19 protein-coding genes and 1 pseudogene are annotated in these 20,187 nt (G+C 58.7%); 6 read left to right on the top strand and 14 right to left on the bottom strand.

Translation table 11 applies throughout. The features are described from left to right. Nucleotides 1–71: 71 nt before the first annotated feature. A pseudogene (gene ald, locus AC2FD9_RS15825) lies at nucleotides 72–1,190 on the top strand (alanine dehydrogenase). Between the two features lie 194 nt (nucleotides 1,191–1,384). Here the strand turns inward: ald and AC2FD9_RS15830 are convergent. Beyond that, nucleotides 1,385–2,191, bottom strand: coding sequence for a mechanosensitive ion channel family protein (locus AC2FD9_RS15830; protein WP_058273694.1), 807 nt, complete (start codon nucleotides 2,189–2,191; stop codon nucleotides 1,385–1,387). Between the two features lie 217 nt (nucleotides 2,192–2,408). On the opposite strand from AC2FD9_RS15830, the gene AC2FD9_RS15835 reads away from it, so the two are divergent. Further along, a complete protein-coding gene (locus tag AC2FD9_RS15835) occupies nucleotides 2,409–3,107 on the top strand; it encodes a glutathione S-transferase family protein (RefSeq protein WP_282169853.1) in 699 nt (232 codons plus the stop codon). Here AC2FD9_RS15835 and AC2FD9_RS15840 read toward each other — a convergent pair. The 12 genes from AC2FD9_RS15840 to AC2FD9_RS15895 all read right to left on the bottom strand — a co-directional run bounded on the left by AC2FD9_RS15840 (nucleotide 3,088) and on the right by AC2FD9_RS15895 (nucleotide 15,697). Continuing rightward, the gene (locus AC2FD9_RS15840; RefSeq protein WP_496837766.1) at nucleotides 3,088–4,695 is read right to left on the bottom strand and encodes a GMC family oxidoreductase; all 1,608 of its coding nucleotides are present in this window, start codon (nucleotides 4,693–4,695) and stop codon (nucleotides 3,088–3,090) included. The genes AC2FD9_RS15835 and AC2FD9_RS15840 overlap by 20 nt on opposite strands. Before the next feature lie 73 nt (nucleotides 4,696–4,768). Continuing rightward, complete coding sequence (locus tag AC2FD9_RS15845) at nucleotides 4,769–5,215, bottom strand: YtoQ family protein (RefSeq protein ID WP_282121380.1); 447 nt, start codon at nucleotides 5,213–5,215, stop codon at nucleotides 4,769–4,771. 81 nt (nucleotides 5,216–5,296) lie between these two features. Continuing rightward, nucleotides 5,297–7,693 carry a phenylalanine--tRNA ligase subunit beta gene (gene pheT, locus AC2FD9_RS15850; RefSeq protein ID WP_496837768.1) on the bottom strand — a complete coding sequence of 799 codons (2,397 nt, stop codon included), beginning with the start codon at nucleotides 7,691–7,693 and terminating at the stop codon, nucleotides 5,297–5,299. 88 nt (nucleotides 7,694–7,781) lie between these two features. After that, nucleotides 7,782–8,213 carry a cupin domain-containing protein gene (locus AC2FD9_RS15855; RefSeq protein ID WP_496837770.1) on the bottom strand — a complete coding sequence of 144 codons (432 nt, stop codon included), beginning with the start codon at nucleotides 8,211–8,213 and terminating at the stop codon, nucleotides 7,782–7,784. A gap of 41 nt (nucleotides 8,214–8,254) precedes the next feature. Continuing rightward, nucleotides 8,255–9,049: a CE1 family esterase gene (locus AC2FD9_RS15860; RefSeq protein WP_496837772.1), complete on the bottom strand. Its 795-nt coding sequence runs from the start codon at nucleotides 9,047–9,049 to the stop codon at nucleotides 8,255–8,257. A 245-nt stretch (nucleotides 9,050–9,294) separates the two neighbouring features. Further along, nucleotides 9,295–9,606 carry a hypothetical protein gene (locus AC2FD9_RS15865; protein WP_496837774.1) on the bottom strand — a complete coding sequence of 104 codons (312 nt, stop codon included), beginning with the start codon at nucleotides 9,604–9,606 and terminating at the stop codon, nucleotides 9,295–9,297. A gap of 236 nt (nucleotides 9,607–9,842) precedes the next feature. Next, complete coding sequence (gene pheS / locus AC2FD9_RS15870; protein ID WP_496837776.1) at nucleotides 9,843–10,916, bottom strand: phenylalanine--tRNA ligase subunit alpha; 1,074 nt, start codon at nucleotides 10,914–10,916, stop codon at nucleotides 9,843–9,845. Nucleotides 10,917–10,981: 65 nt separating this feature from the next. Continuing rightward, a complete protein-coding gene (locus AC2FD9_RS15875) occupies nucleotides 10,982–12,049 on the bottom strand; it encodes a Hint domain-containing protein (protein WP_496837777.1) in 1,068 nt (355 codons plus the stop codon). A 118-nt stretch (nucleotides 12,050–12,167) separates the two neighbouring features. Then, nucleotides 12,168–13,538 carry a glutamate--cysteine ligase gene (locus AC2FD9_RS15880; RefSeq protein ID WP_058273615.1) on the bottom strand — a complete coding sequence of 457 codons (1,371 nt, stop codon included), beginning with the start codon at nucleotides 13,536–13,538 and terminating at the stop codon, nucleotides 12,168–12,170. A 64-nt stretch (nucleotides 13,539–13,602) separates the two neighbouring features. Then, nucleotides 13,603–14,130: a hypothetical protein gene (locus AC2FD9_RS15885; RefSeq protein WP_282169859.1), complete on the bottom strand. Its 528-nt coding sequence runs from the start codon at nucleotides 14,128–14,130 to the stop codon at nucleotides 13,603–13,605. After that, complete coding sequence (locus tag AC2FD9_RS15890; RefSeq protein ID WP_282169860.1) at nucleotides 14,127–14,975, bottom strand: GNAT family N-acetyltransferase; 849 nt, start codon at nucleotides 14,973–14,975, stop codon at nucleotides 14,127–14,129. Before AC2FD9_RS15890 ends, AC2FD9_RS15885 begins: the two co-directional genes overlap by 4 nt. Beyond that, entirely contained in the window at nucleotides 14,972–15,697 is a 726-nt protein-coding gene (locus AC2FD9_RS15895; RefSeq protein WP_282169861.1) for a 16S rRNA (uracil(1498)-N(3))-methyltransferase, read from the bottom strand. Before AC2FD9_RS15895 ends, AC2FD9_RS15890 begins: the two co-directional genes overlap by 4 nt. Nucleotides 15,698–15,709: 12 nt before the next feature. Here AC2FD9_RS15895 and ubiA point away from each other — a divergent pair, with 12 nt between their 5' ends. The 4 genes from ubiA to AC2FD9_RS15915 all read left to right on the top strand — a co-directional run bounded on the left by ubiA (nucleotide 15,710) and on the right by AC2FD9_RS15915 (nucleotide 19,692). Continuing rightward, nucleotides 15,710–16,672: a 4-hydroxybenzoate octaprenyltransferase gene (gene ubiA / locus AC2FD9_RS15900; protein WP_496837780.1), complete on the top strand. Its 963-nt coding sequence runs from the start codon at nucleotides 15,710–15,712 to the stop codon at nucleotides 16,670–16,672. A gap of 65 nt (nucleotides 16,673–16,737) precedes the next feature. After that, on the top strand, nucleotides 16,738–18,666 hold the full coding sequence (locus AC2FD9_RS15905) for an OmpA family protein (RefSeq protein ID WP_496837781.1): 1,929 nt from the start codon (nucleotides 16,738–16,740) through the stop codon (nucleotides 18,664–18,666). A 1-nt stretch (nucleotide 18,667) separates the two neighbouring features. After that, entirely contained in the window at nucleotides 18,668–18,988 is a 321-nt protein-coding gene (locus AC2FD9_RS15910; RefSeq protein ID WP_058278866.1) for a hypothetical protein, read from the top strand. Nucleotides 18,989–19,161: 173 nt separating this feature from the next. Next, nucleotides 19,162–19,692, top strand: a complete 531-nt coding sequence (locus tag AC2FD9_RS15915) for a hypothetical protein (protein ID WP_058278867.1) — start codon at nucleotides 19,162–19,164, stop codon at nucleotides 19,690–19,692. A gap of 49 nt (nucleotides 19,693–19,741) precedes the next feature. Here AC2FD9_RS15915 and AC2FD9_RS15920 read toward each other — a convergent pair whose 3' ends face one another. Next, the gene (locus AC2FD9_RS15920; protein ID WP_496837783.1) at nucleotides 19,742–20,185 is read right to left on the bottom strand and encodes a molybdenum cofactor biosynthesis protein MoaE; all 444 of its coding nucleotides are present in this window, start codon (nucleotides 20,183–20,185) and stop codon (nucleotides 19,742–19,744) included. Nucleotides 20,186–20,187: the final 2 nt, after the last annotated feature.

The raw sequence follows: 20,187 nt of genomic DNA on the forward strand, positions 1-20,187 counted from the left end.
GGCAGAGTTTCACAGAAATTGCATCCCGAATTGCACATAATTTGGGCAGTTTATGAATGGAGGAGCGAGAAATGAAAATCGGTTGCCCCAAGGAAATCAAACCCCAGGAATTCCGTGTTGGGATGACCCCCAACGCTGCGCAAGAAGCTGTTGCGCGCGGCCACGAGGTCATCATTGAAACCAATGCCGGCATGGGTTCCGGCTTTGACAACGACTCGTATGTTGCCGCAGGTGCGCGCATCGTCGACACCGCAGAAGAAGTTTTTGCGACCGCGGACATGATCGTAAAGGTCAAAGAACCCCAGGCGGTCGAGCGCAAGATGCTGCGTGAAGGCCAGCTGCTGTTCACCTACCTGCACCTGGCACCTGATCCAGACCAGACCCACGACCTGCTGGCGTCGGGCTGCACGGCGATTGCCTATGAAACCGTAACAGATTCCAAAGGCGGCCTGCCGCTGCTGGCGCCGATGTCCGAAGTTGCCGGTCGTCTGGCACCTCAGGTCGGTTCGTGGACCCTGTAAAAGGCCAATGGCGGCCGCGGTGTTCTGATGGGTGGCGTTCCCGGCGTTGGCCCGGCCAAAGTCATCGTGATCGGCGGCGGCGTTGTTGGTACCCACGCAGCCAAGATCGCGGCTGGCATGGGCGCTGACGTCACCGTTCTGGACCGGTCTCTGCCACGCCTGCGTTACCTCGACGACGTCTTTGGCGGCACGTTCAAAAGCCAGTACTCGACAGCCGGCGCAACGGCCGAGCTGATCCAGGAAGCCGACATGGTCATCGGTGCGGTTCTGATCCCCGGCGCTGCGGCACCCAAGCTGATCTCGCGCGCGCAGCTGTCCACCATGAAACCCGGTGCGGTTCTGGTTGATGTTGCGATCGACCAGGGCGGCTGCTTTGAAACCTCCAAAGCGACCACCCATGCTGACCCGATCTATGAAGTGGACGGCGTCATGCACTACTGCGTAGCCAACATGCCGGGCGCGGTTGCGCGGACTTCGACCATCGCATTGGGTAACGCGACCATGCCGTTCCTGCTGGCACTGGCGGGTAAAGGCTGGAAGAAAGCATGTCAGGACGACCCGCATTTGCTGGCAGGTCTGAACGTCCATGCCGGTCAGCTGACTTACGAAGCTGTTGGTACGGCGCTGGGTCTGGACGTTGTCTCGCCCGAGGCAATCGTCAACGCCTGAAGCACTCCCGCCCCTGTAAGGAGCCGCTGAAGCGGCTGCTTTGCAGCGTTGGGCATGGCGGCGTGCCTTTGGCGCGCCGCTTTTCTTTTGATCGAACGACTTTTGCACCAACAAAAAAACGCCGCGCTAAAAGCGCGGCGCCAGGCCCAACCGGAGGAGGGCATTTCCAATGCCCGCTCGACGGGCGGGAGAGTTCAGCCCTCTTTCCGAATTTCCACGGTATGTGGGTACGGAATCGACACACCCTTGGCGTCAAACGCCTCTTTCACGGCCTTAGTGATCTCAAACTTCAGGTCCCAGTAATCCGCGGCGTTGCACCACAGGCGTGCGGTCAGATCTACCGAGCTGTCACCCAGGTTGGTCACGCGCACCCACGGCTCTGGATCTGAGTGAATTCGGTCATCGGCCTTCGCGACATCCAGAATGATCTTCATCGCCTCATCAGCGCTGTCACCGTAATCAATGCCGAACACCAGATCGACACGCCGCGTGTCATGCGCCGAGTAGTTTGTGATGATCGATCCCCAGGATTGTCCGTTGGGAACGATGATCTGCACGTTATCCGGCGTCACCAGCTCGGTCGTGAACAGGTTCAGATCCTTAACAGTGCCTGCGGTGCCGCCGATATCAACATACTGACCCAGCTTGTAAGGGCGGAAGACAACCAGCATAACGCCCGCAGCAAGATCGCTCAGCGTTCCTTGAAGGGCTAAACCAATGGCCAGAGAAGCAGCACCCAAAATGGCGACGATGCTTGTCGCCTGAATGCCAAAGATGCCCAGCACTGCAACCAGTACCATGGCCAATATGACCCATTTTACCAGACTGGCGACGAAATTCCCAAGCGTCTGATCAATATGCGGTGTCGCATTGATCCTGCGCCGGACTACACCGGCAATGGCGCCAGCAATGATCCATCCAAGGATCAGTACTACCAGCGCTTTGACTGCGCTTATGATCAGCGGGGCAAAGGCACCCACCTGTGTTACGACATCATCCACGCGCATCTCCTTTCGATTCACGGCAAACCCGCGTCTCTCAGCGCGGGATTGGCGGAATAGTGATCCATAAGCGCGCTTCGGTCTAGGTGTGAGATACGCAGGTTTTCCCCGTTGTTCTCACGCACACAGCCCCTGACCTTGTATGCACAGCTCGGATACTGGCAAGACTGGGCAGGTGTACCTACCTATTGCTGGCAACCCATGACAGGAGCCCCCCATGCTGGATACCGCCTCTCACCCGATAACGGCACGCTGGCCTGCGCAGTTTCCCGACAGGATTCAGCTCTATTCTTTCCCCACGCCGAACGGCGTCAAAGCGTCGATCATGCTGGAAGAAACCGGCCTGCCCTATGAAGCCCATCGGGTTACACTTTCGGACTCGGATGTCAAAAGCCCCGAATTCCTGTCATTGAACCCCAACAACAAAATCCCGGCGATCATCGACCCGAATGGTCCGGACGGAGAATCCATTGGCCTGTTCGAAAGCGGAGCGATCCTGATATATCTCGCCGAGAAAAGCGGCAAGTTTCTGGGTCAAACCAAAGCCGACAAATATCGCGTGATCCAATGGGTGATGTTCCAGATGGGCGGCATCGGTCCGATGTTCGGACAACTGGGCTATTTTCACAAATTCGCAGGCAGCGAGATCGAAGACCCGCGCCCCCGTGAACGCTACGTGAACGAGGCCAAGCGATTGCTGAATGTCCTGAACCAACAGCTTGAAGGCCAGGATTGGATTGCCGGAGACTATTCGATTGCCGATATCGCAATCGCGCCGTGGCTGCGCGGGCTCGAATTCTACAATGCCCACGACCTTGTTGGTTGGGAAGACCACGCCAATCTGGTGGCGTATCTCGACCGGTTCCTAGAGCGACCCGCGGTGCAAAAAGGCCTGGTTACGCCGCCCCGGGACTGATTGCTTCGGCGATCTTTTCGGCAATCATGATAGTGGGCGCATTGGTATTGCCGCCGACCAAAGTCGGCATGACTGAAGCGTCCACCACCCGCAGCCCCTCGACCCCATGAACCCGACCTCCGGTATCGACAACGGCCATATCGTCGATCCCCATCTTGCAGGTGCCTACCGGGTGATAGATCGTGTCGGCACGGCTGCGGATATCAGCCTCCAAGGCCTGATCACTGCCGTCATGGGCATAGAGTCGCTTTTTGCGCCAGGGTTCCAGTGGTTCGGATTCGAGAATTGATTCCATGATACGAGCCCCACGCTTCAACAGATCCAGATCGCGGTCATCGCTGAGATAAGCCGGATCAATACGCGGCGCCTCTCCGGCCCGGTCCGAGGCTAGCCCAACGCTGCCCCTGCTGAACGGGCGCAACACACAGACATGGCACGAAAACCCGTGCGACAAGTGAATCTTGCGCATGTGGTCGTCAACGATTCCGACAACAAAGTGCAGCTGAAGATCCGGTTTGGAAACGGATGGATCAGATTTGAAGAACGCGCCGCCTTCGGCAAAGGGAGTCGCAAACAGCCCCTCTCCAGTGCGGCGCCAGTCCAACCCTGCCTTGGCCAGGTTCCATAGCCCGCCCGGGGTCAGCCCGATGACATCCTTACGTTTCGAATGATAGCTGAGGACATAGTCCAGGTGGTCCTGCAGATTCTGACCAACGCCGGGCAAGTCGTGCAGAACAGGAATACCGTGCTGTTTCAACTCGTCTTCGGGCCCAATACCGGACAACATTAGCAATTGTGGCGAACCAAAAGCACCCCCCGAAAGGATGACTTCACGGCGGGCGCGAATTTCGACTTCTTTGCTTTTCTGACGCAGCAAAACCCCGGTTGCGCGCTTTTTGTCAAAAAGGATCTTCTGGGCTTCTGCACTTGTCATAATTGTCAGGTTCGGCCGCGATTTGACGCCCCGCAAATAGGCCGCAGCTGCCGAGCAACGTTCACCCTTATGCGCCCCGTCGTGGAACTGCGTGACCTGATACAGGCCTGCGCCTTCCTGCTCCGGCCCGTTGAAATCCTTTGTCTCGCGAATTTGTTGCTGGCCGCAGGCTTCGACAAACGCATGAGAGATGGCACGCGGCTCAGACTGGTCCGAAACGTGCAAGGGACCATCACCGCCATGGAGATGATCCGCACCGCGCGCATTGCCCTCGGTCTTGCGGAAGTAAGGCAGGACATTCTTCCAATTCCAACCTTCACACCCCAAATCCGCCCATTCATCATAGTCGCTGGGATGACCACGCACGTAAAGCATGGCATTGATCGCCGATGAGCCCCCCAGCGCTTTGCCGCGTGGCTGAAACCCTTTCCGACCATTCAACCCGGGCTGGCGCACCGTTTGAAAGGCCCAATTATTCAGCTTGGGTCGCCCCGACACCATGGCTGCCACCAGGGCCGGAGCCCGGATCACCAGATCCTCACCCGCCCCGCCCGCTTCGATCAGGCAAACGCTTGTGTCTGGTTGTTCGCTCAGCCGCGCGGCCATCACACAACCAGCGGACCCGCCGCCCACGATGACGTAATCGAATTCCATGGCTGCTCTCCCCCACTGTCCTATCGGACGGTAGAAAGCGCCCTGAAATCAGGCAAGCGGAACGTAGCGTGAGTTATTTTGGCAGGGCGCCCGTCAGAACATAGCGCAGCACATCAACCACTTGGCCCGGGTGCTCGGCCACAGCCAGCGCCGCAGCATCCACTTCTTTCAGCGCGTGCTGGTGATCAGGACCGTGCAGTACGATCAAGGACTTTCCCAAAGCCGCAGCATAACCCGCATCGAAGGCTGCATTCCACTGTTTGTATTTCTCGCCGAACCGGACCACGACCACATCGGCATCCGCAATACCCTTGCGGGTGCGGATCGCGTTGACCATCGCGCCCTTGTGGTCATGCCAATACTTGTTCGACTCGGCCCCCAGAATGGCTACACCGCAATCGTCGCTGGCCGCGTGATCGGTGACCGGACTGTTGAAAGTGACATCCAAACCCTGAGCACCCTCAATGATCTGTTCCCGCCAATCGGTGTGGATTTCGCCAGATAGGTAAACGTTCAGCATCTTTTGTCCTCCGCAAAAACAGAAAGGGCGCGACCGCCCCTTCATCTTTTCAAAAACACTCCCGCCAGCGGCGGCCAGGCATCACCCGCGCAGAACGCCGCCAGTCGCCTTGGTGACCTTCGCGATGATTTTCTCAGCCACCGCTTCGATGTCTTTTTCCTTCAGCGTCGCATCCGTCGGCTGCAGGCGCACGGTAATGGCCAGTGATTTCTTGCCTTCACCCAGGCTGCCGCCAATGAATTCGTCAAAGACGCGGACGTCCTCGACCAGGGCTTTGTCGGCGCCGGCTGCGGCGTTCACCAATGTCAGCGCCTCGACGCTCTCGTCGACGACGAATGCAAAGTCACGCTCGACCGCCTGCAAATCACGCAGTTCAAGCGCGGCGCGGGTAGCGCCGGATTTACGCGGCAGAGGCACCTCTTCTGGCCAGATGGTGAAGGCCATCGCCGGGCCTTTGATGTCCATCGCCTGCAACACCCGTGGATGCAGTTCGCCAAAGACACCCAACACCTTTTTGGGACCCAGACAAATTTTGCCGTGACGTCCCGGATGCCACCAGGCGTCACCGTCGCGCAGGACCTGCACCTTGGCGGGTGCACCAATGGCCGTCAGCACGGCCTCGGCATCTGCTTTGGCATCGAACACGTCAACTGGGCGCGAGGCACCGTGCACGTCCTTGGGGCCGTTGCGACCGACAAGCAGCCCGGTAATCTGGGTTTTCTGATCGCCAGGTTCGCCGTCATGGAAAACCGGGCCAACCTCGAACAGTGCGACATCTGCATACCCGCGCGCCTGATTACGGGCGGCGGCCTGCAGCAGACCGGGCAGCAAATCTGGGCGCATATGGCTCATCTCGGACGAGATCGGATTTTCCAACTGCGTCGCTTCATCCCCGCCACCGAACAAGGCAGCCGAAGCCTGATCGATGAACGTATAGCTGACGCATTCATTGTACCCCAGCGCCGCACAAGTGCGACGCGCCATCGACTGCCGCCGCTGCGTCGGGGTCATCACCGCCTTGGGAATACCATCCGTCACACGCGGCAGCGGCTTGCCCTGCAGTTTGGTCAGGGATGCGATACGCGCAACCTCTTCCACCAAATCAGCTTCGCCCATGATATCGGGACGCCAGCTGGGGACATGCGCCATCTCGCCTTCCAGACGAAAGCCCAAGCGGGTTAGGGTCTGGCGTTGCTCGCTTTCCGGAATGTCCATGCCCACCAGCGACTGCACGCGTTCAGCGTCCAGCTTGTAGGCGCGCGAGTGATCCGGTGCCTTGCCAGCTTCGACCACTTTCGAGGCTTCGCCACCGCAGATATCCAGGATCATCTGCGTCGCATGTTCTAACCCTTCCAGCGTGTATTCAGGGTCCACGCCACGTTCGAACCGATAGCGCGCGTCCGAGTTGATCTTAAGCGCACGGCCGGTCAACGCGATCTGCACATAATCCCAAAACGCGCTTTCAAGGAACACATTCACGGTGTCCTCGGTACAACCAGTTTCCTCACCGCCCATGATCCCGGCAATCGACTCCGGGCCCTTATCGTCCGAAATCACCATCATACCGGGCTGCAGAGTGTATTCTTTTTCGTCCAGCGCAACCAGCTTTTCACCGCCCTTGGCACGGTGAACGCGCAGGTTGCCCTGCACCTTGTCCGCATCGAAAACGTGCAGCGGGCGATTCTGGTCGAACGTCATATAGTTGGTGATATCCACCAACGACGAGATCGGACGCAGGCCGATTGCCTTCAACTGATCCTGCAGCCATTGCGGGCTGGGACCATTCTTGACCCCTTTGATCAGGCGGCCGGTGAAATGCGGCGCACCGTCCAGCGTATCCTCGTCAATCGTCACCTTGATCGGGCTTTCGAACTCACCCGGCACTGGTGTATAGCCGCGTTCTTTCAGCGTACCGACGCCACGTGCAGCCAAATCGCGAGCGATCCCGGCCACGCCCAGCGCGTCGGGGCGGTTCGGCGTGATCGCGATTTCGATCATCGTATCGACTTTTGCCGGCTCGTTCTCGGCCAGCCAGTCGACGAACTTGTCTCCTACCTCGCCCGAGGGCAGCTCGATGATGCCGTCATGTTCTTCTGACAGCTCCAGCTCCCGCTCCGAGGCCATCATGCCAAAGCTTTCGACGCCGCGGATCTTGCCCACGCTGATCGTCAGATCCAGACCGGGGATATACATGCCCGGCTTACAGACCACGACCGTGATACCTTCGCGTGCGTTGGGCGCGCCGCAGATGATCTGCAGATCGCCTTCGTCAGTCGCGACCGTGCAAACGCGCAGCTTGTCCGCATCCGGGTGCTTTTCCGCGTGTTTCACATAGCCCAGCGTAAAGCCTGCCAGACGGTCCGCAGGGTTCACGATCTCTTCGACTTCCAGTCCAAGATCGGTCAGCGTCTCTGCAATCTCATCCACCGACGCATCGGTGTCGAGGTGGTCTTTCAGCCAGGAAAGAGTGAATTTCATCGGTCGGTTTCCGCCAGTAAATCTAGGGTCAGACCGCGTGTAACGGATATTGCGGACAGGGGAAAGAGGGCGCGGGGGGCTTGGGCGCCTACTCTTCCGCGACCGTGTTGGAAACGCCCTCTGCACCGGCAAACACGGCTAGGATCCGTGCGATATCTTCGCCTGAGTTCACCCCGGCATGAGGGGAGCGGAATGCCTCGACCAACGCATCGCCGGTTTTGTAGGTTTTGGTCCCGGCATCTCCGTAATTCACGGTGATTTCACCCTCTAGCATGTAAGCCGCCAATGGGGCCTCATGCCGGTGCAAGCCGGTTTTTTGGCCGGGCCGCATGGTCACGATGGCCATGGTTATCTGCGCCTTGCCTTCGGGGTATTCCAGTGGTTCGCCAATCACGGACTTATCGGTCTGCAACAGAACCTCAACCGGCGGATACGTATCGCGCGCCAGAACAGGTGTGGTTGCAAGGATCAGGGCGCTTAGCAGCAAGGTTCGCATCGGGCAGTTCCATTTTCGGATCATTCCGGGCAACCAGGCTGGAAATACCCGTCCAAGTCAAATGATCAGGGGTATGTCGGTTCACGCCCCAACAGTTCATCCAACTGCCGCCCAATCCAGCCATGCGGTATGAAATGCCCGCCGGGATGCGTATCCAGCGAAACCTGTCCCTGTGCGCAATCGGTCCATTCCACCCGGCTGAGCATCAGGATCGGCACAACACTCCAATCCCCGCGCGGCGTCGCTGTTTCACACCCGAATTTCTGCCGCCACAGTGCCACCGGATAGGTCGTATCTCCGCCCGGCCCAAAGGGGAAATCCATTACGGTGTCGCTGGTCCCGTGCACATGGCGCACCTCGGCCGGGGCTTGCGGGCAGTCCTCGGTCTGACGGATCGACCCCGCGACCGCTAGCAAAGCAGCCGTGTCATTGCCCGACTGGCACACATAGCGCCACGCCATCGCACCGCCAAAGGAATAGCCCGAGACATAGATGCGTTCCGGATCAATCGGATAGCGTTTGGCGACGTCCTCAAGCACCCGGTCGGCGAAGGGGACATCGCGCGTGTCTGAGGTCCAGAAATCCCAGCTTTTGCCCAACCCATTCGGGGCCACCAACAACACACCGCGCAGCTTCGTGGCCCCGGCGATGCGTTCATGGTTCACCACCACCGTCCCCTGCCGCGCCCAGCCGTGAAAATGCAGCAACACCGGCAGGGGCGTTTCGCCGTCCCAGCCGTCTGGTTCCAGCACATGATACGAGCGGTCACCGACCTGACAGGCGGTATCGCCATGGCAGGTTTCGATAGCGGAGGCTTGTGTGGCGGTCAGCAGGAAGAGGCAGAGCAGTCGGTAAATCATCCGCCGAACCCTAGCGAGCCTGCGCCCGCTGTCACGTCACAACACCGTGGGAGATTGTGACAAGCCGCGTTATCGCCAGACCGCATGATGGCGATCTTTCGGTTTTAATGAGTCTTTTATGCTGACCAAGCCCGTGTATCGTCCAAATGGAATGTTTACCGAAACAAATCGCCAGCCCGTGCGGGCGGTCTGGCGACGGCGCAGCGGCCTGTCAGCCTTTGTTCCGCGCTGACCTTAGGCAACTATTACCCGCCACACAGCAACGACCAAAAATACGATCCAAACAACCCTGCAACAAAAATCACAACAGAAAAGATGAAAGCTCTGACTGCCCAAGCATGGCGCTCCTCCATTTGCTTTATGAAGTCAGCGACCATCTTTTCCCATTGCTCCAATTCGAGCGATAGGAACTGTCCATTTAGCGTTACATCCATATGCGCCATGGATGACACGTATAACGCTATAGAAAAGACCAGAGACCCCAAGCTAGCAATCAAAAACGGAGTGAAGCCATCCAATTGTTGTAAGATATTTTCCCCGCCGACTTTCTCGAGCACACTAACCAATCCGACTGCCCCCAGAAAACCGGAAGCGACTGCAAGATTTCTCTGCGACCTCGACTGTATGTTGCCTAGTATCTGAAGGGCGCGATCAATGTTATTTGTAGTCCAGTTATTATTGTTCGCCTGAACACAAAGTGGGCAGGCTGTAGCGTATCCATCTGAACTATCGCAAAAGGAACCGTGCTCTGGGCACAAATACCTGCCACGATTGATTTTCAGGAAGTGAAAGTTCAACGCGACAAACCACCATGCAGGTTAGGCATATCCAGCGCCGCAAACCCGTAGTGGCGCAGCCAGCGCAGATCGGAATCAAAGAACGCCCGCAAATCCGGGATGCCGTATTTCAACATCGCCAGACGGTCGATGCCGATGCCAAAGGCAAAGCCCTGATAGATGTCCGGATCAATCCCACCGGCAGCGATCACCTTGGGATGGACCATGCCGGAACCCAGAATCTCCATCCAGTCGTCGCCCTCGCCGATCTTCAGCTGGCCGTTGTCCCAGGAACAGCGAATATCGACCTCAGCCGACGGCTCGGTGAAGGGGAAGTGCGAGGCGCGGAAGCGCAACTCGACATCGTCGACCTCGAAGAACGCCTTCACGAACTCTTCCAGAACCCATTTCAGGTTCGCCATCGAGATGTCTTTGTCGATGGCCAGCCCCTCGACCTGATGGAACATCGGGGTGTGGGTCTGGTCATAATCGGCGCGGTACACGCCGCCCGGACAAATGATGCGGATCGGCGCGCCCTGTTTCTCCATCGAGCGGATCTGGACCGGCGAAGTATGGGTGCGCAGCACATGCGGCGGGCGATTGTCGCCCTGGGCACGGTGCATATAGAACGTATCCATCTCGGCCCGCGCGGGGTGGTGGCCGGGGATGTTCAGGGCGTCAAAGTTATACCAGTCGTCCTCGATCCGCGGCCCTTCGGCCACCGAGAAGCCCAGTTCGGCAAAGATCGCGGTCAGCTCCTCAGTCGCTTGGCTTACTGGGTGGATCGAGCCCTGACGGCGCGCGCGGGTCGGCAGAGTCACATCCAGCCATTCTGTGCGCAGGCGTTCGTCCAGCGCGGCATCGGCCAAAGCGGCTTTCTTGGCGGACAGGGCCGAGTTGATCTCATCCTTCAGGGCATTCAGCGCGGGGCCAGCGATCTGACGTTCCTCGGGCGTCATCTTGCCCAACTCGCGCATCTTCAGCGCGACTTCGCCTTTTTTGCCGACAGCCGCGACACGGATCGCTTCGAGCGCGTTTTCGTCGCCTGCATCGGCGATCTGACCCAGATATTTTGCCTTAAGATCGTCCATGACGGTTCCCTGAATGCTGTTGAAGCTCTGCTATCACAGCAGTCTGCGAAAGCAAGAGGGGCGGATCAGATCGCCCGCAGCATTGCCACTTGTGGGCCGCACCGGACCGGGCGAACAGTCGGGCCATAATTTTGCGGCTGATCCAAAAGCTCGGGGAACAAGGCGAACAGCTCGTCTGCGGCTTCGCGATCAAGGCTCGACAAGCCCTGCGCGCCGGGAAAGAAGCTTTCCGAGATCAGGCCAGAGGTCGACACCAGTTGATGCCGGTCAAAGAACAGGTGGACATAGTGGACAAGGTCGCAAGGCGCGGATGTGATGGTCGTGTCATTGACCATTGATTTGGCCGCCACAAGAACCTCATCTTCTCCGAACAGCAGCTGCGCCTGCCAACCTGAGACCAGCAGGCGGTGTTGCGGCGAGACGTAAATGTCCCTTTCCGCCCCCAACGCGCCGGAACGGATGCGAACGGGTGCAAAACGACCCCGTCCTGAAACAGTGCAGCCACCGGTCCAGCGAATGATGCAAGCACCATCGTCCTGCGTTAGCACCAGGTCACCCGGCCCCAGAGTTTCAACCCTGCGCGGGCCGTCTGGCGTGTCGACCAACGTGCCAGCCGCGAAACACGGCGCGCCTGAATCGCCGGGTGAGAGCGGCGCATGCACCAGTGTGTCCGGGTTGGGCTGATTGAATTGCAGGGTCGTTGTGGTTTGGTTCGGCCCGACAAGAACCGGCAGATTTTCCGAAGTTTCCCCGGCGGCCAACCCGTTTTGAGCGACGATATCTGTGGTTCCGCCACCGATATCGTAGAAATCAATGACCTCGCCCGTCGACGTATTGGTCAGCGCATAGGCTTCATAGTTGGTAGAGCCACCGCCATTGGGATCGGTCAGCAAGATCGGAAAGAAGTCCGCTGAAATCACAAAGACTTGTTCGTTGTTGTCAGGGTCAGTCGAAACCTGAACCGACGGGTGATCCAGCGGAATTTCGATCCCAACCTGACCATTCGCCTGATAGAAGGACACAGTGAAATTGGCCGGATCCTCATCGGATCTCAGCGCAACCTCTAGGAACTCGGACACACCGCTTTGGGCGGCATAGGCATTGGAATAATGCAGTTCGCTGATACGGGCCATGACGCCATCACGCTCGGGAATATCCCGCCAATCATACTCGCAGGACCCTGCCGCATGGCAAGGTCACTTCGCGTTAATTGGCAAATACTCTCCTAAAGGCAACAGACCCAAGAGACAGTCAGTAACTGAAATCGGGATAAATCCGGGTCAGATCGCCGTTCCAGTCGCCGTTATAGTGATCCAGCAATTCATCCGCCGGAACCTTGCCTGTTTCGATACTGTCCTTGAGCGCATTCAGGAAATGCGTCTCATCCGGTACCAACCCACCTGCACCGGGAAAGGCGCGGGATTTCAGGCCGGCTTGGGCGATCGAAACCACCTCACCAGCCAGATCGTGCATGTTGATATCGCCGACCTGCGCCTGCAAACCGTCCCGGGCCGCGGCAACCCGCAGCTCTTCGCGCGTTTCGGCGTCCCAGCCTTTGACCAGATCCCAGGCCGCATCCAACGCACCCTGATCATAGGTCAAACCCACCCAGAATGCGGGCAAGGCACACAGGCGCCGCCATGGGCCACCATCGGCCCCGCGCATCTCCATGAACTTCTTGATCCGCGCCTCGGGGAAGGCTGTGGTCAGGTGATCCGCCCAGTCTGACAAAGTCGGCGTTTCGCCCGGCAATGCAGGCAGTTTGCCTTGCAGAAAGTCACGGAAGGACTGGCCCAGCGCGTCGATATACTTGCCGTCGCGATAGACGAAATACATAGGCACATCCAAGGCGTACTCGACCCAAGCCTCGAACCCGAACCCGTCTTCGAACACAAAGGGCAGCATACCGGTGCGCGCATCATCCAGATGACGCCAGATATAGCTACGCCAGCTCTTCTGGCCGTTTGGCTTTCCCTCAAAGAACGGCGAATTGGCAAACAGTGCGGTTGCCACAGGCTGCAACGCCAGCGCGACGCGCAGTTTCTGCACCATGTCGGCCTCGGATCCAAAGTCGATATTGACCTGAACCGTACACGTCCGGCGCATCATCGACCGGCCCATGGTGCCGACCTTTTCCATGTAGTCATTCATCAGCCGGTAACGCCCCTTGGGCATCAGCGGCATTTCCTCGTGGGTCCAGATCGGGGCGGCCCCAAGGCCGATGAAGCCGACACCGATCTTGTCCGCGATATCCTTCACATCACGCAGATGCGCGTTCACCTCGTCACAGGTTTCATGAATGGTCTCAAGCGGCGCGCCTGACAATTCCAACTGCCCACCGGGTTCCAGCGAGACATTGGCGCCGTCCTTTTCCAGCCCGATCAGCTTGCCGGCCTCTTCCACCGGGGCCCAGCCGTGCAGATCGCGCAGCCCCTGCAGCACCGCAAGAATGGAACGCTCACCCTCAAAGGGCAGCGGTTTCAGCGTATCTTTGCAATAGCCGAACTTCTCATGTTCGGTTCCGATGCGCCAATCCTGTTTGGGCTTGCAGCCCGATTCCAGATATTCGGCCAGTTGCTCATGGCGTTCGATCGGTCCGCCGCCGGACTGTGGAATGGACATGAACCGTGCTCCGATCCTGATGTGTCTGTCGTTTGGTCAGTCGTGGTCTTAAACCGCGCCAGTGTCAATGCAGCCTCAAATGGGCCGGACGCAGAGGAGTACGTTCCCAAATAACCACAGGATGCGTCGCACCACCGTTCAGTTCCGACAGCATTTGTTCGGTTTTCAAGCCCGGAAGGGCCGAGAACACATCGAACAGCGCTTCGGCACCTTCCGCATTCACAGGAATGTGAAGCGTCGGCTGCCCCTGTTGATCCAAAATCCAATGCGCCGGGGACGATGTCGGGTCCAGCGCAAGGCGCTCGATTTCACGTGTCGCAACGATGCCGCCTGTCAGCGGCCCTAGGTAAGTGATCTGACCTTCATCGATTGTCACCAGACCGGGGCCACCTGCACCGGAACGGAACCGGGCGCGCTGAATGCCAATAACGGCCAGCGCCACCGAGACCGCGATCAGAACCCAGCCCAGCCAACCGAGCAATCCACCGGGTCCGCCGATCCAGCTGAGGCCGACCAACAAGACGACCCCTGCCACCAGCACTTCGCGCCAGCGCCACAGGGCCAGTTTGGCTTCGGGTCGGATGAAACTCATGCCGTGTCCTCGGGGTTTTTGAACAGAATCAGGGAATAGTGGCCTGCTGGCCGGAACCCAATTGCTATATAGGCACGCGCGGCAGCATCGCTAGCGGCAAACAGAACAGCGCGGGTTGCGCCGTTGCTGTGCGCCTCGCGTAGATGCAGCGCCACTGCCAGTCGCGCGTATCCATGCCCCCGAAGATCGGGCGGCGTGTACACGCCCCCAATCTGGACAACCTCTGGCAAACGCGAGTTGAACCCGGTCATTCCTACCGGCTGGTTATCCATCAACAAGGCCCGATGAGAATCGCGTTCGATATAGGCAGCGATATCTTTTTGTGCCTGAGGTTGCGCGCGTTCGGGGTCAAAGCCCATTGCTTCGATCAGATAGTCTTGCCGCCATCCCACTGTTATGGATCGGTCCAGTTCATCCAGCGGCACCAGTTTCGCGCCGGTGGCGTCCGGCATGACAAGTCGATTCAGATCCAGCGAGAACCCCGGCTCGTCGCTGTTTAGGGTTGCAGGCCGGTCTTCCCATCCCGCAAGCTGCATGATCCGACCGGCTTGAGTGGCCTCAGCCGCCAGACCGAACAGCTTGCGCCCTCGGATCAGGCGAATCGCATGGCTCAGTTCATTATCCGAACATTCAGGGCATTGCGGCAGGACCATACCTTCGTTGGTAATTCCAAAAACCGCCCGTGGGCCATCACCCAATATCCACAAGTTCACGGCGCGCGGGTCTGAGCCGCGCAAGCCGAAATCCCGCAGGTTCGCCAGAGGGAACATGGACGTCTGGATGTGTTCGAACAGGAACCTGTCGATCTTTGGAACGTCTGCGCCTTGCGCTTCTTGCCAGTTCACACCCAGTCTCCCAGCGCCTGCTGCCACATGGTCAGCGCCGCTACGGCAGCAGTATCGGCGCGCAGGATGCGCGGGCCAAGGCTGACCACATGTGAATAAGGCAACGCGGCCAGCCTCGCGCGTTCACGCTCGGAAAAGCCGCCTTCGGGGCCGATGAGAATAGCCCAGGGTTGGTCCGTTTCATTGCCAGCCAACCGCAGGGCCGAGCCTACCTCGGCCTCATCGCAGAACATCAGTTGCCGCCCCTCGGGCCAGCTTTCCAAAACGCGATCCAATCGCTGCAGATCAGCCACCTCGGGCACAAATGTTCCGCCGCATTGCTCGGTCGCCTCAACGGCGTGCGCCTGCAAGCGGTCCTGACGAATGCGTTCCGAATTGGTGAATTCCGTCTGCATCGGCATGATCCGCGCTGCGCCCATTTCCGCTGCCTTTTCAACGATAAAGTCAGTGCGCGCCTTTTTGATCGGCGCGAACAGGAACCACAGGTCTGGTGGCAGTTGCAGCGGTTTGGATTGCTCAACGCATGACAAGACACCGCCCCGCTTGCCTGCCTCTATTACCTCGGCCAGCCACTCTCCGTCCTGCCCATTGAACAGCGCGACCTGTCCACCAACGGACAGGCGCATGACGCCAAACAGGTAATGGGCCTGCTCGCGCGTCAAAGGAACCGATTGCCCCTGACCCAGAGGGTGCTCTACATACAGTCTGATCTTTGCACTCATGAGACCTTACATATGCAAGGCAATGCCCCAACACCAGACGGTCAGGTTGCCGACGCTGTCAGCGGCAACTGGGTCGATACATATGCGCCGGCGTTCACCCGTCCCTACCTGCGCCTGAGCCGCGCTGACCGGCCCATCGGCACGTGGTTGCTGTTGATTCCCTGCTGGTGGGGATTGGCACTGGCCATCCTCAGTGACGGCACCCCGCGGTGGGAGGATCTGTGGATCGCCATCGGCTGCGCCTTCGGAGCCTTTCTGATGCGCGGTGCGGGCTGCACATGGAATGACATCACCGACCGCGAATTTGACGGTCAGGTGGAGCGCACCCGATCCCGCCCGATTCCATCGGGTCAGGTCAGCGTGCGGCAGGCAGTGATCTGGATGGGGCTACAATGCCTGCTGGCGCTGATGATTCTGTTGACATTCAACCAGGCCGCAATTGCGATGGGCGTACTGTCGCTGTTGCCGGTGACGATCTACCCCTTTGCCAAGCGATTCACCTGGTGGCCGCAGGTGTTTCTGGGGCTGGCCTTCAACTGGGGCATCCTGCTGGCCTGGGCTGCCCACACGGGAACCGTGGGTATACCCGCAATCACGCTATATCTGGCCGGAATCGCGTGGACGCTGTTTTACGACACGATCTATGCCCATCAGGACACAGAAGATGACGAGCTGATCGGGATCAAGTCCACGGCCCGGCTGTTTGGCACTGATACTGCACGGTGGTTGAAGTATTTCCTGATGGCAACAGTAGCGCTTATGGGACTGGCAATCATTGACGCCGCGACGACCCAGGCGTCAATCATTGCCCTGGTAGTGGCCCTTGGCGGGCCTTGGGCGATTGGGTGGCACATGGCATGGCAATTGCGGGGACTTGATATCGAGGACAACGCCAAACTGCTGCAATTGTTCCGCGCCAACCGCGACACCGGCCTTATTCCGCTGATCTTCCTTTGCGTCGCCTTGCTGCTCTGATTGCACCCGGGCCTAGGCCTCTGTAAGAGTTCTGAACACTCACCCGAGGAGTCGATAGTTCGCACATGCGTCTGCCTTATTTCTTCGTCGTTGCCTTTGTCTTCCTTGCGTCCGTCGGGCTGTCTCTGCTGGCGGCAAGCTTTGCCGTTACAAAGGTCGAAGAAGCCTCGGAATTCGCCGTTCGGCGTGCGCTGGACCTGAAAGGCCATAACTGGGCCGAGGTCCAGTCAGACGGGCTGCGGGTGGTTCTGACCGGCACCGCCACGGATGAGGCCACACGATTCAACGCTCTGACGGCGGCGGGGACCGAGGTCGACACCTCGCGCGTGATTGATGAAATGGAAGTCGCGCCCTCGACGCAGTTGGCCTCCCCGCGCTTTTCAGCCGAAATTCTTCGCAATGACAGCGGTATCTCGGTTATTGGCCTGATCCCGGCCAGCGAAGACCGCGACGCACTGACGAAAAGATTGCGCACGCTGAATGACGGGCCGATATCTGATTTGCTGGAAACCGCCGACTATCCAAAGCCCAAAGGCTGGGACGATGCGATCGCTTTTGCTGTTGAGGCGCTGACCCGACTGCCGCGGGCCAAAATCTCGGCCAGCCCCGGGCTTGTAAAGGTGACAGCAATTGCCGACAGCCAGCAGGAAAAAGAACGTCTGGAGCAAGAGCTGACGCGCGCGGCACCGCCCAGCCTGCGCATTGGCCTGTCCATTTCCGCACCGCGCCCGGTCATTACACCCTTCACCCTGCGCTATCTTATCGACGAAAATGGCGGGCAATTTGACGCCTGTTCAGCCCAGGATGAAAAGGCGCGGGACCGGATCGTCGCAGCCGCACAGGATGCTGGTCTGACCGGGCCTTATTCCTGCACCATCGGTCTGGGTGAACCCTCGCCTCGCTGGCCCGACGCCGCCGTGTTAAGCATTCGGGCGCTGTCGGAAATCGGCCAGGGTTCGGTGACTTTGTCAGATGCAGATATCACTCTGGTCGCGGCCAAAGGCACTGGTGCCGCGCTGTTTGATCAGGTGATCGGTGAACTGGAAAACGCACTGCCCGAGGTCTTTGCCCTGCACGCGGTTCTGCCGGAACCCGAAACGGAAAACCAATCCGGCCCGCCCGAATTCTCAGCAACACGAAGTCCCGAAGGCCTGGTGCAAATGCGCGGCCGGCTAGGGGATGAAACCCAGCGCGACATGGTCGACAGCTATGCCCGTGCAGCCTTTGGTTATGAACACGTCCATACCGCAACCCGCGTGGCCTCTGACCTGCCCGCTGATTGGCCCATTCGCGTTCTCAGCGGGCTTGAGGCGTTGTCGCAACTGCACAATGGCGCGCTGACCGTGACACCGGACGAAGTGGTTCTGAACGGCATCAGCCACGATCCCAAAACCCGGGCCTATGTTTCGGGGCTTTTGTCGGAAAAACTGGGCGAGGCACAAGATTTCAGCCTGTCGATCACCTATCAAAAGCCACCCGAGCCCGCAGACAAGCTGCCCGACCCGGATGTTTGCGAAGAGCGCATCGCCGAGGTTCAGGCGGGTTCCAAAATCGCCTTTGAACCAGGTTCTGCCACGGTCGCCGCCGAATCGCGCGATACGGTCAATCAGATCGCCGACATCCTGCGGGAATGCGGACCCATCCGGCTGGAGATTCAGGGCCACACTGACAGCCAAGGTCGCGAAGAGATGAACCAGCAGCTCAGCCAGTCGCGTGCACAATCCATCTTAAATGAACTGCGCGCGCGGCGCGTGCCCACAGCCAGCTTTACCGCCTTGGGCTATGGTGAAACCCAGCCAATCGCCGACAATGACACCGAAATCGGGCGGGAAGAAAACAGACGCATCGAATTCCGCCTGATCCGGCCCGAATCCACCGCCGAATCTCAAACCGCGCTGGAAGCGATGGAAGACGAAACAGAGACGTCACAAGACGCAGAGCCAGAGGCCGAAGCCGCGGAAACGGAAACCGACTCGGGCGCAGGGGACCAGTAAATTGAACAGAATCGAATTCATTATCGCGACCGCCGTCATATTGTTTGCCGCCTTTAGCATGGGATGGTTCGCCAACTGGCTGGCCCATCGCCTGTCGCGCGTCCGCCAAAGCGACGTCGCCGATCTGGACCGTATGAGCCAGGAGCTGCATGAGGCAGAAGAAACCCGCGACCAGGCCATCACCTATCTGCAGCAGCGCGAGGCCGAACTGACCAACCAGCTGACCCAGACCGAGGCCGAATTGGCCGCCGCCATGGACGGCCTGCGCGCCGCCCGGCAAGAGGCGGAAGAATTACGCGGGCGTATCAACAACGCGGATTGATCCCAGCCCCGGGCTGAATAGCTGACCCCGGTTGGGGCCGACTGCACCTTCGGCACAAATCAGCCGATCCGAGGCAATCGCCTTCAATTCTTACAACAAATTCAATATTAGGAATTGGTGCATTTTTTACACATGCACATCACTGTTCACTATCCAGAAAATTGGAGTGTACTATGAATTTCAAATCATCATTAACAACCGCTGCGACTCTAAGCATCTTCTCTGCTGTAGCCGCTTGGGCTTCAAGTGACGTCATACCGTCAGAGAACGATACCTTCACCAACTGGGGCGAAGAATCCGGTTGGACTATCTTTGTGGATGACTCCCGCGGGTCCTGCCTGATCGAGCGTATGGACGAAAACCAGAACGTCGTTCAGATGGGTCTGACCAAGGACCACGAGATGGGCTATCTTGGTGTGTTCACGAAGAACGACATTGGCCTGAAGGGTAAGAAGGAAAAGATCTTCCTGTCACTCGACGGCAACGTCTACGAAGCTGAGGCGCACAAGAAGACTAAGCATCTCGCCGACGGATATACAGGCGGATACATCCTTGCGAACAACGCCCAGTTTGTGGATGACGTCATGAACAAATACGAAATGACCGTGTTTCCGAAGAAAGAGTTCGCATTCACCGTTAGTCTGGATGGTACTAAAAAAGCCATCGAAGCGGCACGGCAGTGTAACACCGAACAAAGCACCTAACTCGCTATGATAGACCCGGCACCAGATAATCCGGTGCCGGGCACAGAACCTACCACCGCGTCAGCGCATCTTCATCCTCATCCTTGGCTGCGACCCATTCCGCGCCGGATGTGGTGATTTCCTTTTTCCAAAAAGGAGCGCGGGATTTCAGGTAATCCATCAGGTATTCTGCCGCCTCAAACGCATCCTTGCGGTGCCGCGCGGCAGTGGCCACCATCATGATCCGATCCCCCGGGGCAAGGCGCCCGTGGCGGTGGATCACCAGCACATCACCCAACGACCAGCGCTGCTGTGCCTCTTCGGCGATTTTGGCTAGCGCCCGTTCAGTCATACCGGGGTAATGCTCGATCTCCATCACATCCAGATCGCCGGATGCCAGATCGCGCACCACGCCGGTAAAGGTCACAATGGCGCCGTTGGCATCGTCTCCGGCGGCGAAGGTATTGGCTTCGGCCCCAAGATCAAATTCTTCTTCCTGAACCGCGATGCGCATAG

This window comes from Ruegeria sp. YTSC230 (assembly GCF_059609665.1).